The sequence below is a fragment of the Streptomyces sp. NPDC014864 genome (genome assembly GCF_043081525.1).
Classification (GTDB): Bacteria; Actinomycetota; Actinomycetes; order Streptomycetales; family Streptomycetaceae; genus Streptomyces.
Genome location: NZ_JBIBWT010000014.1, coordinates 204,376 through 217,750, shown reverse-complemented (window position 1 = coordinate 217,750; position 13,375 = coordinate 204,376). Strand labels below are relative to the sequence as shown.

Below are 13,375 nucleotides of genomic sequence, written 5' to 3'. Positions count from 1 at the left end.
AGCCCACCACGGCCAGACACCCCGACGGTCCGGCTGGTCGAGCCAACCAGAGCCACTTCAACCAGCCGGAAAACAGCCTAAATCACCAGTATTGCACCTAGGGCCGCACTTCCGGTTCTCGCCGGGGTCGCGGATCCTGGCGCGCACTCCCGCCGCCTCGTGAGGCGGGTCCGAGTCCGAAGCGCGTGCGATGAGTGCCGGGGCACGGGCAACGGAATCGGGCCGCCCGGCGTCTTCCCCCGCGGATATTCCGGGGCCGTTGTCAGTGCCCCGGCGTAGTCTTCGAGGCAGTGGGGACCGCGGGTTCGCCTCCGCCCAGGAGCGGTGGGTCCGGCCGTACCCTGCCCAGCACTGTGGATCTTCATGCGCGGGGGGAGCGATGAGCATGACCGGCACCGCTGCGGCGACCGTTCCGACCGGAGCGGACCCGGACCACCGCGTCGCGTGCGCGCCGACGCGCCCCCGGCCGATCGGGCCGGGCCTGATGGACACCCGCCCGCTCGCGCCCTGTCTGGAGACCCTGGTCCGCTTCGTGGCGATGACCCGTGAACTGGCGGGCTCGCACGGCGGGTTCGCCCTCCGTCCGGGACGTCACGGACTGACCCTGGACCTGCCCGCGCGTCTGCCGGCCCGCGAGTTCGGTCCCGGCCGCGTCGCCCGCTTCGAGGACGTCGACTTCCCCGCGGCCCTGACCCACGAGCCGACCCGCCGCTTCCTGCGCGAGACGGGCCTGCCCGACGACGGCCGTCTGCTGTGGACGGACTCCGACATCCCCCTGCCGACACTCGCCGAGTACTGCGCGGAGGAGCACCCCGGCCTGCCCCTCCCGGCCGGACTCGCCGCCGACGCGGACCGTTTGGTCCACCTCGGCCGCCTGATCGACGGCACCACCGTCCTCCTGGACGGCACGACGGGCGCCGTCCTGAACTGGCCGGGCCCCGGCAACCCGGGCGGGAACCCGCGCCCACTGACCACGGACGTCTCCACCCTGACCCTCACCCTGTGCCTGCTGCACCGGGGGATGTGACGGGGGCGTCCTTGGAGGCCGCGGCGGGGATCGAAACCGCGTGACTCTCCGCGAGCGGAGCTCGCTGACGGATGCTGCGCAGGCGAGTCCCTGAACCACTCGGGCACACGGCCGTGTCGGGGGCGGACGGGGGGTCCGCCGGTCCGAACTCGGTGAGTCGACCGTAGGGGCGGGGGAGCGGGGGCTCAAAGGAAGGCGGCGGGGGCGCAACAGGACTGCCATACGGTGTTCATGAACGGGGTGGAGGGGGGCGGTCGTACGACCAAGGTCTCAGTGCGGGACCTTCTCCCGACAGGGGTAAAACTTGGTCGTGGACCTTACCCTGGCGACCATGACCACCCCGGAACCGCGCGACACCGGCGTCGCCGACGTCCCCCTCGCCCCGGAGGCCTCTCTCGCCTCAGAAGCCTCGCTCGCCCCCCTCGCGGCCGGCCTCCCCGACGCCGCCGGGCGGCCCGGGCCCGGAGACCCGGGGGACGGCACGGTGCTGAGCCGGGCCTACCGGGCGCTCAGCATCGGCATCGTCACCGTCGTCCTCCTGATCGCCTTCGAGGCGACCGCCGTCGGGACCGCGATGCCGGTCGCGGCGCGGGAGCTGGACGGGGTGTCGCTGTACGCGTTCGCGTTCTCGGGCTACTTCACGACCAGCCTGTTCGGGATGGTGCTCGCCGGGCAGTGGTCGGACCGGCGGGGCCCGCTGGGGGCGCTGACCACGGGCATCGGCGCGTTCGCGGCCGGACTGCTGCTGTCCGGGACGGCGGGCACGATGTGGGTCTTCATCGCCGGGCGGGCCGTCCAGGGCCTCGGCGGCGGCCTGGTGATCGTCGCCCTGTACGTCGTCGTCGGCCGCGCCTACCCGGAGCGGCTGCGCCCCTCGATCATGGCGGCGTTCGCGGCGGGCTGGGTGGTTCCGTCGATCGTCGGCCCGCTCGCCGCGGGCGTGGTGACCGAGCACATCGGCTGGCGCTGGGTGTTCGTCGGCATCCCGGCGCTGGTGGTGTTCCCGCTCGCCATCGCCCTGCCGCAGATCAGACGGCGGGCCGCCGGGCCGGTGGGCGAGGAGGGCGCGTCGCCGGAGCGGACCTCCTTCGACCTGCGCCGCATCCGCCTCGCCCTCGGCATCTCCTGCGGCGCCGGGCTGCTGCAGTACGCGGCTCAGGACCTGCGCTGGCTCTCGCTGCTGCCCGGCGCGGCGGGGGTCGCGCTGCTGGTGCCGACGGTGCGCGGGCTGCTGCCGCACGGCACGTGGCGGGCCGCCCGCGGACTGCCGTCGGTCGTGCTGCTGCGCGGGGTCGCCGCGGGCTCCTTCGTCGCCGCCGAGTCCTTCGTGCCGCTGATGCTCGTCACCCAGCGGGGGCTCTCCCCCACCCTGGCCGGCTTCTCGCTCGCCGCGGGCGGGATCACCTGGGCGCTGGGATCGTGGGTCCAGTCCCGGGCCCGCCTGGCGCCGTACCGGGAACGGCTGATGACGCTCGGGATGGTGCTGGTGGCCGCGGCCGTCGCCGCCGCGCCCAGCGTGCTGATCCCCGCCGTCCCCGTCTGGACGGTCGCCGTCGCCTGGGGCTTCGGCTGCTTCGGCATGGGCCTGGTCATCGCCTCCACCAGCGTGCTCCTGCTGCGCCTGTCCGCCCCCCAGGAGGCGGGCGCCAACTCGGCGGCGCTGCAGATCTCCGACGCCCTGTCCAACGTGCTCCTGCTCGCCGCGGGCGGCGCCGCCTTCGCCGCCCTTGGGGGCGGCGCGGTGACGCACACGGCCACCACGGCCGCGACCGCCGCGGCGGGCGGCCAGGCAGGCGCCCGTCCGGCCGCGTTCGCCGCGGTGTTCCTGCCGATGGCGGCCGTGGCGCTGGCCGGAGCCTGGGTGACCACCCGGGTGCGGGAGCGGTGAACGGGCCGCGCCGCCACCGGTGATCTGTGACGCGTGTCGCACCCGGGGCCGGTGCGGCCACGCATGGCCGAGTGACGGGTGAGCACACCGGTAGGGTGGCCCGGTTGTCATACGTAGCCGAGCCGCTCGACCCCACCGAACCGGAGACCGTGACTACTACAGCTGCCAGCTCGTCCCACTCGCACCACCTCTCGCCCGCCTTCCCGGGCCGCGCCCCCTGGGGCACCGCCAGCAAGCTGCGTGCCTGGCAGCAGGGCGCGATGGACAAGTACGTACAGGAGCAGCCGCGCGACTTCCTCGCGGTCGCCACGCCCGGCGCCGGCAAGACGACCTTCGCCCTGACGCTGGCCTCCTGGCTGCTGCACCACCACGTCGTGCAGCAGGTGACCGTGGTGGCGCCGACCGAGCACCTGAAGAAGCAGTGGGCCGAGGCGGCCGCGCGGATCGGGATCAAGCTCGACCCCGAGTACAGCGCCGGCCCGCTCGGCAGGGAGTACGACGGGGTCGCCGTCACCTACGCCGGTGTCGGCGTGCGCCCCATGCTGCACCGCAACCGCGTCGAGCAGCGCAAGACCCTGGTCATCCTCGACGAGATCCACCACGCCGGTGACAGCAAGTCCTGGGGCGAGGCCTGCCTGGAGGCGTTCGAGCCGGCCACCCGCCGCCTCGCGCTCACCGGCACCCCGTTCCGGTCGGACACCAACCCCATCCCCTTCGTCACGTACGAGGAGGGCCAGGACGGCATCCGGCGGTCCGCCGCCGACTACACCTACGGGTACGGCAACGCGCTCGCCGACCACGTCGTCCGGCCGGTGATCTTCCTCTCCTACAGCGGCAACATGCGCTGGCGGACCAAGGCCGGCGACGAGATCGCCGCCCGGCTCGGCGAGCCCATGACCAAGGACGCCGTCAGCCAGGCCTGGCGCACCGCCCTCGATCCGCGCGGCGAGTGGATGCCCAGCGTGCTGCGCGCCGCCGACCAGCGGCTGACCGAGGTGAGGAAGGGCATCCCGGACGCGGGCGCCCTCGTCATCGCCTCCGACCAGGACTCGGCCCGCGCCTACGCCAAGCTCATCCGCGAGATCACGGGTACGAAGGCCACCCTCGTCCTCTCCGACGACGCCGGCGCCTCGAAGCGGATCGACGACTTCAGCGCCAACGACGACCGCTGGATGGTCGCCGTCCGGATGGTGTCCGAGGGCGTCGACGTGCCCCGGCTCGCGGTCGGCGTCTACGCCACCACCATCTCCACCCCGCTGTTCTTCGCCCAGGCCGTCGGCCGATTCGTACGGTCCCGGCGGCGCGGCGAGACCGCCTCCGTCTTCCTGCCGACCGTCCCCGACCTGCTCACCTTCGCCAACGAGATGGAGGTCGAGCGCGACCACGCCCTCGACAAGCCGAAGAAGGAGGGCGGGGAGGACCCGTACGCCGAGTCCGAGAAGGAGATGGAGGAGGCGAACAAGGAGCAGGACGAGGACACCGGCGAGCAGGACATGCTCCCCTTCGAGGCGCTGGAGTCCGACGCCGTCTTCGACCGGGTGCTCTACGACGGTGCCGAGTTCGGTATGCAGGCCCACCCGGGGAGCGAGGAGGAGCAGGACTATCTCGGCATCCCGGGGCTCCTCGAACCCGACCAGGTGCAACTGCTGCTCCAGAAGCGGCAGGCCCGGCAGATCGCGCACAGCCGCAAGAAGCCGGACGCCGAGGCCGACCTGCTCGAACTGCCCGCCGAGCGGCGGCCGGTGGTCAGCCACAAGGAGATGATGGAGCTGCGCAAGCAGCTCAACACGATGGTGAGCGCCTACGTCCACCAGAGCGGCAAGCCGCACGGAGTGATCCACACCGAACTGCGGCGGGTGTGCGGCGGCCCGCCGAGCGCCGAGGCGACCGCCGGGCAGTTGCGTCAGCGCATCGCCAAGGTGCAGGAGTGGGCGACCCGGATGCGGTGACGCGGGCCGGGCCCGGCGCCCGGGGCCCGGCGGGCGGGGGAGTCCGGCGCGGACTCGACGCCGCAGGTGAGCGTACGTATCGGGACGAACGAACTTACTCCGTACCGGCCGCTGCCCGGATTCTGGACCAAGTCTTCCGCTGAGCGAACCGGCTTCGCTACTGTCCCGCTACGCACACGCCCCGTGGCAGCGCCGCCGCGGAGCGCAGCCGTGAAGCGACTGAGTCCGGGATCACCGACCCGGACCGCCGGCCGATCGGCGGCCTCTGACGCGCGTCACTGACGGGACTCGGTGACGCATCCGCCGCGACGAGGTCCGCCGACCTCACCACTGAAGGAGTGGGCGTCGTGACCGCGGAGACCTCCCAGACGCTCGACCGGGGACTCAAGGTCCTCAAACTGCTGGCCGACACCGACCACGGGCTGACCGTCACCGAACTCTCCCAGAAACTGGGTGTCAACCGGACCGTCGTGTACCGGCTGCTCGCCACGCTGGAACAGCACTCGCTGGTACGCCGCGACCTCGGCGGGCGGGCCCGGGTGGGGCTGGGGGTGCTCCGGCTGGGCCGCCAGGTGCACCCGCTGGTACGCGAGGCGGCGCTCCCCGCCCTGCGGTCGCTGGCCGAGGACATAGGGGCGACGGCCCATCTGACACTGGTGGACGGGGCGGAGGCGCTGGCGGTCGCCGTGGTCGAGCCGACCTGGACGGACTACCACGTGGCCTACCGCGCCGGCTTCCGCCACCCCCTGGACCGGGGTGCCGCGGGCAAGGCGATACTCGCGGCCCGCCGCCGTCCGCCCGAGGAGCCCGGCTACACCCTGACCCACGGCGAGCTGGAGGCGGGGGCCAGCGGCGCCGCGGCACCGCTGCTCGGCGTGACAGGGGTGGAGGGCAGTGTCGGCGTGGTGATGCTGGCGGACTCCGTGCCGGAGCGGGTCGGCCCGAGGGTCGTGGACGCGGCACGCGAGGTGGCGGAGGCACTGCGCTGACGGAACGCGTCGCGGCCCGCCGCGACGGGCGCGGACGGGCACACGGCGGGCCGCGGACGGCGTGCGACCGGCGGGTGGCCCGAAGTCGTCGTCGCGTAGATTGATGGCGTGCTCTCTCGCCTCACACGCCTCCAGGCCGTCGCCGTCTGCGCTCTGCCCGTCGTGGCTCTGCTCGCCGCGGCGGTCCTCGCGCCGCTGCCGTTCTCGGTGGCGCAGCCGGGGATGACGGCGGACGTGCTCGGGAAGAACAAGGGCACCCAGGTGATCACCGTCTCCGGCGCGCCCACCCGGGACACCGAGGGACAGCTCCGGATGACGACGATCGAGGCGACCGGCCCGGACGCGCACGTCTCGCTCGGCGACGTGCTCGACGGCTGGTTCGCCACCGACCAGGCGGTCATGCCGCGCGACGCGGTCTATCCGAGCGGCGACAGCGTCAAGGAGATCGAGCGGCACAACGCCCAGCAGATGCGGCAGTCCCAGAACGCGGCGACCCTGGCCGCCCTGAACTACCTGCACCTCGGCGACAAGAACGTCAAGGTGAGCCTGAAGCTGGCCGACGTCGGCGGTCCCAGCGCCGGCCTGCTGTTCTCCCTGGGCGTCGTCGACAAGCTCGACGGCGACGGCAGCGGCGGCGACCTGACGGGCGGCCGCACGGTCGCCGGGACGGGGACGATCGGCGCCGACGGCACGGTCGGCGCGGTGGGCGGCGTCTCCCTGAAGACGCGGGCCGCCCGGCGCGACGGCGCCACCGTCTTCCTGGTGCCGAAGGCCGAGTGCGCCGACGCGAAGGCCGAACTCCCCAAGGGCCTGCGGCTGATCCCGGTGACCACGCTCAAGGGCGCGGTCGACGCCCTGGTCTCCCTGAAGAAGGGCAAGGGCCCGGTCCCGAGCTGCTAGCCGGCCGGAGGCGGGTCGGCGCGGGTGCCGGGCCGGCCGCTTCCCTCCCGTCCCGCGCGCCGGCGCCACAGGTGGGGCAGCAGGGTGGTGATCCAGTCGGCCAGCAGGGCCAGGGTGAGGGTGAGGACCGAGCCCAGGACCAGGACCGGGGTGCGCTGTTCGGTGATTCCGGCGCTGATCAGGGTCCCGAGACCGCCGGCCCCGCCGAAGGCCGCCAGGGTCGCCGTACCGACGTTCAGGACCAGGGCCGTGCGCAGGGCCGTCAGGAACGGGGACACGGCCGGTGGCGGTGCTGTCGGTGGTGGTGTCACCCGGTCCGGCCGGGTGGGCGGCACCGGGTCGGCCGTGTGCGCCTCGGCGACCGTTCGGGACAGCACCGGCAGGAAGGCGTACGCGACCAGGGCGGCCACGGCGGCTGGTGCGCCGGTGCCGAGCCAGAGGACCGCCAGGCCGAGCAGTCCGAGCGCGGGGACCGCCCGGCCGGCGCGGACGAGGGCCCGGGGCACCGGGCCCGCCCGCAGGACGGTCCCGCGCGTCAGCGCGGCGGCCGAGGGAAGCGCGAGGGCCAGCACGAGGACGGTCGAGACCACGGTGAGCTCGACGTGCCGCCACAGGGCGCCGGGCACCTGGCCGTGCGCCAGGGCGTCCACGGAGACCGGGTCGAGACGCGCCCGCCGGAACCACAGCCAGGTCAGGAGAAGGACGGCGACGATCAGGGCGGGCCGGACGGTCAGCCGCTGCCAGGTGACCCGGCCGAGCTGCCCGGCGGGCGCCCCGGGGGGCCCGGGGGCGTCCCGGGTCTCCTCCACCTCCGGAGCACTCACGCCACCCGCCCCCTCCGGACGGTCAGCCGTCCCAGCAGGACGAGCATGGCGTCGAACAGCAGGGTCAGGGCGGCGATCCCGAGGGTGCCCGCGAGGATCTGGTCGGGGGCGTCGGCGCTGTCCGGGGCGGTGAGGCCGCGGAAGATCTCGTTGCCGAGGCCGGGGGCGGAGACGTAGGCGGCGACGGCCGCGATGCCGGTCAGCAGCCGCGTGGCGGTCCGGACCCCGTCCAGGATCGGCGGCCAGGCCAGGGGCAGCTCCACCCTGAGCAGCCGGACCGGGCGGGACATGCCGAGGCCGCGGGCCGCGTCCACCGGCGAGGCGCCCACCGCGTGCAGGCCGCGGACCGTGTTCCGCGCCACCGGCAGCAGTCCGAAGAAGGTCAGTGCCGTCAGGGTCGGCGGAAGCCCCAGCCCGAGGACGGCGACGAGCAGGCCGAGGAGGGCGAGGGACGGGACGGCCAGGAGGGTCCGGGCGGCCGTGGCGGCGAGGTGGCCCGCCCGTTCACCGCGGTGGGCGACGACCCCGACCAGCACGCCGAGCACCGCCCCCGCGGCCACGCACGGCAGGACGAGTCCCGCGTGCCCGCCGGCCTCCGCCAGCAGCAGCGCACGGTGGCTGCCGAGGTACTCCCAGAACGTCACGTGCACCCCCAGCCACCACCGGCGTCAGGTCGTCGGTCAACTCCTCTCCCGGTCCTCCGCGGCCTGTTCCACCAGCGGGATGATCCGCAGCGGAACGGCATTCTCCATGACGATCGCCGTGGAGGCCCGGACGATGCCATCAAATCCGACAACCCGGTCGATCACCCGCTGGAGATCGGCGTTCGAGCGGGCCACCAGACGGCACAGCATGTCGCCGGTGCCCGTGGTCGTGTGCAGCTCCAGCACCTCCGGCACGGTCGCCAAGTGAGCCCGTACGTCGGCCCCTTGACCCTGCCGGATCTGCAGCGTGGCGAACGCGGTGACCGGGTAGCCGAGCGCCGCCGGATCCACCTGCGGACCGAATCCGCGGATGACTCCGTTCGACTGAAGCCGCTCCAGCCGGGCCTGCACGGTCCCCCGGGCGACCCCCAGCCGCCGCGACATCTCCAGGACACCTATGCGCGGCTCGCGCGCCAGCAGCACGATGATGCGGCCGTCCAGATGATCGATCGCCATGGCAGTCTCCCGGAGTGGTCATCCTGTACAGAAAGTCCGTCGACGCGGGTCGTTCACTGGTCGTATTGCCCAGTGGACGCGCAAACTATTGCGCACCTTGCAAGGCCGGGCGAGGCTTCGCCCATGACGCAGACCACACACGACACTCCCGAAGCGACCGCCCGGCAGGCCGACCCCTTCCCGGTCAAGGGAATGGACGCGGTCGTCTTCGCCGTGGGCAACGCCAAGCAGGCGGCGCACTACTACTCCACGGCCTTCGGCATGAAGCTGGTGGCGTACTCCGGACCGGAGAACGGCAGCCGGGAGACCGCGAGTTACGTGCTGGAGAACGGCTCCGCGCGCTTCGTGTTCACCTCCGTGATCAAGGCATCCACCGACTGGGGCCGCTTCCTCGCCGAGCACGTGGCCGAGCACGGCGACGGCGTCGTCGACCTCGCCATCGAGGTGCCCGACGCGCGTGCCGCGTACGCGTACGCCATCGAGCACGGCGCCCGCTCGGTGGCCGAGCCGTACGAGCTGAAGGACGAGCACGGCACGGTCGTCCTCGCCGCGATCGCCACCTACGGCAGGACCCGCCACACCCTCGTCGACCGCTCCGGCTACGACGGCCCCTACCTGCCCGGCTACGCCGCAGCGCGGCCGATCGTCGAGCCCCCGGCCCAGCGCACCTTCCAGGCCGTCGACCACTGCGTCGGCAACGTCGAACTCGGCCGGATGAACGAGTGGGTGGAGTTCTACAACAAGGTCATGGGCTTCACGAACATGAAGGAGTTCGTGGGCGACGACATCGCGACCGAGTACAGCGCGCTGATGTCGAAGGTCGTGGCCGACGGCACGCTCAAGGTCAAGTTCCCGATCAACGAGCCCGCCATCGCCAAGAAGAAGTCGCAGATCGACGAGTACCTGGAGTTCTACGGCGGAGCGGGCGTCCAGCACATCGCGCTCAACACCAACGACATCGTGCAGACGGTCCGTACGATGCGCGCCGCCGGTGTCGAGTTCCTGGACACGCCCGACACGTACTACGACACCCTCGGCGAGTGGGTCGGCGACACCCGCGTCCCGGTCGAGACCCTGCGCGAGCTGAAGATCCTCGCCGACCGCGACGAGGACGGCTACCTGCTGCAGATCTTCACCAAGCCGGTCCAGGACCGCCCGACCGTCTTCTTCGAGATCATCGAGCGGCACGGCTCGATGGGCTTCGGCAAGGGCAACTTCAAGGCCCTGTTCGAGGCGATCGAGCGGGAGCAGGAGCGCCGCGGCAACCTGTGACCCGCGGCCCGGCGCCGGGGGTCCGGCCCCGGTCCGGCCCTGCTCCGGCGCCGCCGGCCACCCCGGGAAAGGGGCGGCCGGCGGCGCCGTCGCCGTACGACGCGCTCAGCGGAACGGCCCCGGGGCGACGCCCGGCGGGGGTACCTCGCCGGACGGCGGCGCGGGTTCCTCGGTGGGTGGTGGCGCGGGTGCCGCGGTGAGCGGCCGCGAGGGCCCCGCGCCGGGTGGTGGCGGAGGCTCCCCGGCAGCGGGCGGCGAGGGCGCGTCGGCGGTCCGCGGCGCGGGCTCCTCGGCCGACGGGGGCGGGGTCTCCTCGACCGGCGGCTCGCCCAGGTCCGCCAGCGCCGTCCGCGCCGAGGGCACCCACAGCGGCGAGAAGTACGGATTGGTCCGCAGCGCCAGTTCCAGATGCCGCCGGGCCGGCCCGGACAGGTCCAGCGCCCGTTCGATCACCCCCCGGTGGTAGGCGTACAGCGCGTTGCGCACCCCGCCGCCCTTCGCCGTGTCCGTCGCCGCCGCGGCGAACTTCAGCGCCTCCTCGTCCTGCCCGGCCCGGTGCAGCGCCCAGCCGAGCGCGTCGGCCACCGCGGTCCCCGGCTGCCGTTGCCACTCGACCCGCAGCCGCAGCGCCGCCGACCGCGCGTCGCCGTGGTCCGCCTCGAACCGCCCCAGCACCAGCTCGTCGTCGACGCCCTCCGCGGCGTCCTGCCGCACCCGCGTGCGCAGCAGGTCGTACTGCGTCCTGGCCTGCGGACCCAGCCCCAGCGCCTGGTACAACTCGCCGAGCTCCAGGGCGTACTCGGGGCAGGGACGGTGGGCGAGCGCCCTGCGGTACGCCTTCACCGCGTCCACGTCGCGGCCCAGCGCGGCCAGCGCCCGCCCCTGCCCGACCCGCGCGGCCCACTGGTCGGGATCGAGCCGCACCGCCGCCTCGAAGTGGCGCAGCGCGTCCTCGCGGTCGCCCCGCTCCCACGCGATCCGTCCGGCCTGCTCCAGATACTCCGCCCGCTCCGCCGGCGCGGTCGCGGCCGCCGCGGCGGCCGACAGTTGGGCCGCCGCGTCCTCGCGCCAGCCCCGGTCCCAGTACACGCCCGCGGCCCGCGCCTTCGCCGCCGGCCCCTGGTGCAGCTTCAGCAGCCCGTCCAGGGTGCGCTGCGCGGCCCTGTGGTCACCGAGCCCGGTGTAGGCGTCGATCAGCGGCGGGTACGCCGTCCACCGCCCCGGCTCCCGCTTCAGCGCCTGCTCGCCCCACGCCCGCGCCGCCCGGAAGTCCCGGCGTTCGACCGCCAGCGCCGTCATGCCGTCCAGCGCCGCGCCGTTGCCCGTCGGGCGCAGCCGCAGCGAGGTCCGCAGCGCCCGCTCGGCCTTCGGATAGTTCCGGGCGTCCGCCGTCCGCCGCCCCCGCTCCACGTAGGCGGCCCCGAGCACCGCCCACGCCGCGGCGTCCCGCGGATGGGCCCGCACCAGCCGTTCCCGGTCGTCGATCAGCGCCGTCAGGCCGGACAGCGAGGCCGGCGCGCCCGCCGACACCGCCGCCAGGGCCCCGGCCGCGGGCGCCGCCGCCGGGCGCGCCGGCTGCCGCTGCGACGCCAGCAGCGCCCAGCCCCCGCCCGCCACGGCACCGCACGCGACCAGCGCGGCCAGGGTCCGGCGCACTGTGCGGGCCCGGGGCCGCGCCGTCTCCGGGCCGGTCGCCGGTCGGATCTCCCTACCGCCCACCGTGCGTCTCTCCATGCCGCACACTGTGCGTCAATATGATGATCGCCACCCGGTAGGCGGAGGGGTGCCGTCCGCGGGGTTCACACCGATGGCCCCGAGTGCGACGCTGTGATCATGAGCCGCATCCACGCCGTGCCCGATGGAGGCACCGCAGCCCAGGGCAACCTCACCGACCGGCTCCTTGCGGGCCTGCCGGCCGAGGCGGTCCTCACCGATCCCGACGTCACCGTCTCCTACGCCAACGACATGGCGAGTTTCTGCCCGTCCGGCGCCCCGGCCGTCGTCGTCCTGCCGCGCACGGTCGAAGAGGTCCAGCACGTCATGCGCACCGCGACCGAGCTGCGCGTGCCGGTGGTCCCGCAGGGCGCCCGCACCGGCCTGTCCGGCGCCGCCAACGCCTCCGACGGCTGCATCGTGCTCTCCCTGACCAGGATGAACCGCATCCTGGAGATCAACCCGGTCGACCGCATCGCCGTCGTCGAGCCCGGCGTCGTCAACGCCGAGCTGTCCCGCGCGGTCAACGAGCACGGCCTGTACTACCCGCCGGACCCCTCCAGTTGGGAGATGTGCACCATCGGCGGCAACATCGGCACCGCCTCCGGCGGCCTGTGCTGCGTGAAGTACGGGGTCACCGCCGAGTACGTGCTCGGCCTCGACGTCGTCCTCGCCGACGGCCGCCTGATGTCCACCGGCCGCCGCACCGCCAAGGGCGTCGCCGGATACGACCTCACCCGGCTGTTCGTCGGCTCCGAGGGCTCCCTCGGCATCGTCGTACGGGCGGTGCTGGCGCTCAAGCCGCAACCGCCGCAACAGCTCGTGCTCGCCGCCGAGTTCGCCTCCGCGGCCGCCGCCTGCGACGCCGTGTGCCGGATCATGGCCGGCGGCCACGTGCCGTCGCTGCTGGAGCTGATGGACCGTACGACCGTGAAGGCCGTCAACGACCTCGCGCACATGGGCCTGCCGGAGACCACCGAGGCGCTGCTGCTCGCCGCCTTCGACACCCCGGACCCGGCCGCCGACCTGGCCGCCGTCGGGGCGCTGTGCGAGGCGGCCGGGGCCACCCAGGTCGTCCCGGCCGACGACGCGGCCGAGTCCGAGATGCTCCTCCAGGCCCGGCGGCTGTCGCTCACCGCGCTGGAGGCGGTCAAGGGCACCACGATGATCGACGACGTGTGCGTGCCCCGCTCCCAACTCGGCGAGATGCTCGACGGAATCGAGCGGATCGCCGAGAAGTACCAGCTCACGATCGGGGTCTGCGCGCACGCCGGGGACGGCAACACCCACCCGACCGTCTGCTTCGACGCGCAGGACCCGGACGAGTCACGGCGCGCCCGCGAGTCCTTCGACGAGATCATGGGCCTCGGCCTCGAACTCGGCGGCACGATCACCGGCGAGCACGGCGTGGGGGTCCTGAAGAAGGAGTGGCTGGCGCGCGAGATCGGCCCGGTGGGCGTGGAGATGCAGCGGGCCGTCAAACATGCCTTCGACCCGCTGGGGCTCCTGAACCCGGGCAAGCTGTTCTGATCACGGGCTTCGCGGACCCGCGGTCTTCGCCGACCGGCAGGCTGCCGCTACGGGGCGGTCCGTACGAGCCCGCCGCGGGGGGTCCGTACCGCCCACGACGGGCCCGTACGAGTGAGAGGCGCC

General features: G+C 73.8%; 11 protein-coding genes and 1 tRNA gene. 7 read left to right on the top strand and 5 right to left on the bottom strand.

Annotation, left to right across the window (positions count from 1 at the left end; genetic code table 11):
• Nucleotides 1-385: 385 nt before the first annotated feature.
• Entirely contained in the window at nucleotides 386-1,027 is a 642-nt protein-coding gene (locus tag ACF1A5_RS24855) for an SUKH-4 family immunity protein (RefSeq protein WP_392195065.1), read from the top strand.
• A gap of 12 nt (nucleotides 1,028-1,039) precedes the next feature.
• Here ACF1A5_RS24855 and ACF1A5_RS24850 read toward each other — a convergent pair.
• A tRNA-OTHER gene (locus tag ACF1A5_RS24850) sits at nucleotides 1,040-1,140 on the bottom strand.
• 218 nt (nucleotides 1,141-1,358) lie between these two features.
• Here ACF1A5_RS24850 and ACF1A5_RS24845 point away from each other — a divergent pair.
• From ACF1A5_RS24845 to ACF1A5_RS24830, 4 genes are all read left to right on the top strand, one after another.
• Nucleotides 1,359-2,915 carry an MFS transporter gene (locus tag ACF1A5_RS24845; protein WP_392195064.1) on the top strand — a complete coding sequence of 519 codons (1,557 nt, stop codon included), beginning with the start codon at nucleotides 1,359-1,361 and terminating at the stop codon, nucleotides 2,913-2,915.
• Nucleotides 2,916-3,064: 149 nt separating this feature from the next.
• The gene (locus tag ACF1A5_RS24840) at nucleotides 3,065-4,864 is read left to right on the top strand and encodes a DEAD/DEAH box helicase (RefSeq protein WP_392195063.1); all 1,800 of its coding nucleotides are present in this window, start codon (nucleotides 3,065-3,067) and stop codon (nucleotides 4,862-4,864) included.
• A gap of 347 nt (nucleotides 4,865-5,211) precedes the next feature.
• Nucleotides 5,212-5,853, top strand: coding sequence for an IclR family transcriptional regulator (locus tag ACF1A5_RS24835; protein WP_392195062.1), 642 nt, complete (start codon nucleotides 5,212-5,214; stop codon nucleotides 5,851-5,853).
• A 108-nt stretch (nucleotides 5,854-5,961) separates the two neighbouring features.
• Nucleotides 5,962-6,753 (top strand): S16 family serine protease, encoded by a 792-nt coding sequence (locus ACF1A5_RS24830; protein WP_392195061.1) that lies wholly within the window; start codon nucleotides 5,962-5,964, stop codon nucleotides 6,751-6,753.
• Here the strand turns inward: ACF1A5_RS24830 and ACF1A5_RS24825 are convergent.
• The 3 genes from ACF1A5_RS24825 to ACF1A5_RS24815 are packed head-to-tail and all read right to left on the bottom strand — an operon-like array spanning nucleotide 6,750 to nucleotide 8,737.
• Nucleotides 6,750-7,577 (bottom strand): ABC transporter permease, encoded by an 828-nt coding sequence (locus ACF1A5_RS24825; RefSeq protein ID WP_392195060.1) that lies wholly within the window; start codon nucleotides 7,575-7,577, stop codon nucleotides 6,750-6,752. The two genes, ACF1A5_RS24830 and ACF1A5_RS24825, sit on opposite strands and share 4 nt — an antisense overlap.
• Nucleotides 7,574-8,221, bottom strand: a complete 648-nt coding sequence (locus ACF1A5_RS24820; protein WP_392195059.1) for an ABC transporter permease — start codon at nucleotides 8,219-8,221, stop codon at nucleotides 7,574-7,576. Before ACF1A5_RS24820 ends, ACF1A5_RS24825 begins: the two co-directional genes overlap by 4 nt.
• A 36-nt stretch (nucleotides 8,222-8,257) precedes the next feature.
• Nucleotides 8,258-8,737 carry an Lrp/AsnC family transcriptional regulator gene (locus ACF1A5_RS24815; protein ID WP_392195058.1) on the bottom strand — a complete coding sequence of 160 codons (480 nt, stop codon included), beginning with the start codon at nucleotides 8,735-8,737 and terminating at the stop codon, nucleotides 8,258-8,260.
• Between the two features lie 123 nt (nucleotides 8,738-8,860).
• Between ACF1A5_RS24815 and hppD the strand changes: the two genes are divergently transcribed.
• Entirely contained in the window at nucleotides 8,861-10,009 is a 1,149-nt protein-coding gene (hppD, locus tag ACF1A5_RS24810) for a 4-hydroxyphenylpyruvate dioxygenase (protein WP_392195057.1), read from the top strand.
• 105 nt (nucleotides 10,010-10,114) lie between these two features.
• On the opposite strand, the gene ACF1A5_RS24805 is transcribed toward hppD, so the two are convergent.
• Nucleotides 10,115-11,743 (bottom strand): tetratricopeptide repeat protein, encoded by a 1,629-nt coding sequence (locus ACF1A5_RS24805; RefSeq protein ID WP_392195056.1) that lies wholly within the window; start codon nucleotides 11,741-11,743, stop codon nucleotides 10,115-10,117.
• A gap of 93 nt (nucleotides 11,744-11,836) precedes the next feature.
• Here ACF1A5_RS24805 and ACF1A5_RS24800 point away from each other — a divergent pair, with 93 nt between their 5' ends.
• A complete protein-coding gene (locus ACF1A5_RS24800; RefSeq protein ID WP_392195055.1) occupies nucleotides 11,837-13,252 on the top strand; it encodes an FAD-binding oxidoreductase in 1,416 nt (471 codons plus the stop codon).
• Nucleotides 13,253-13,375 lie beyond the last annotated feature (123 nt).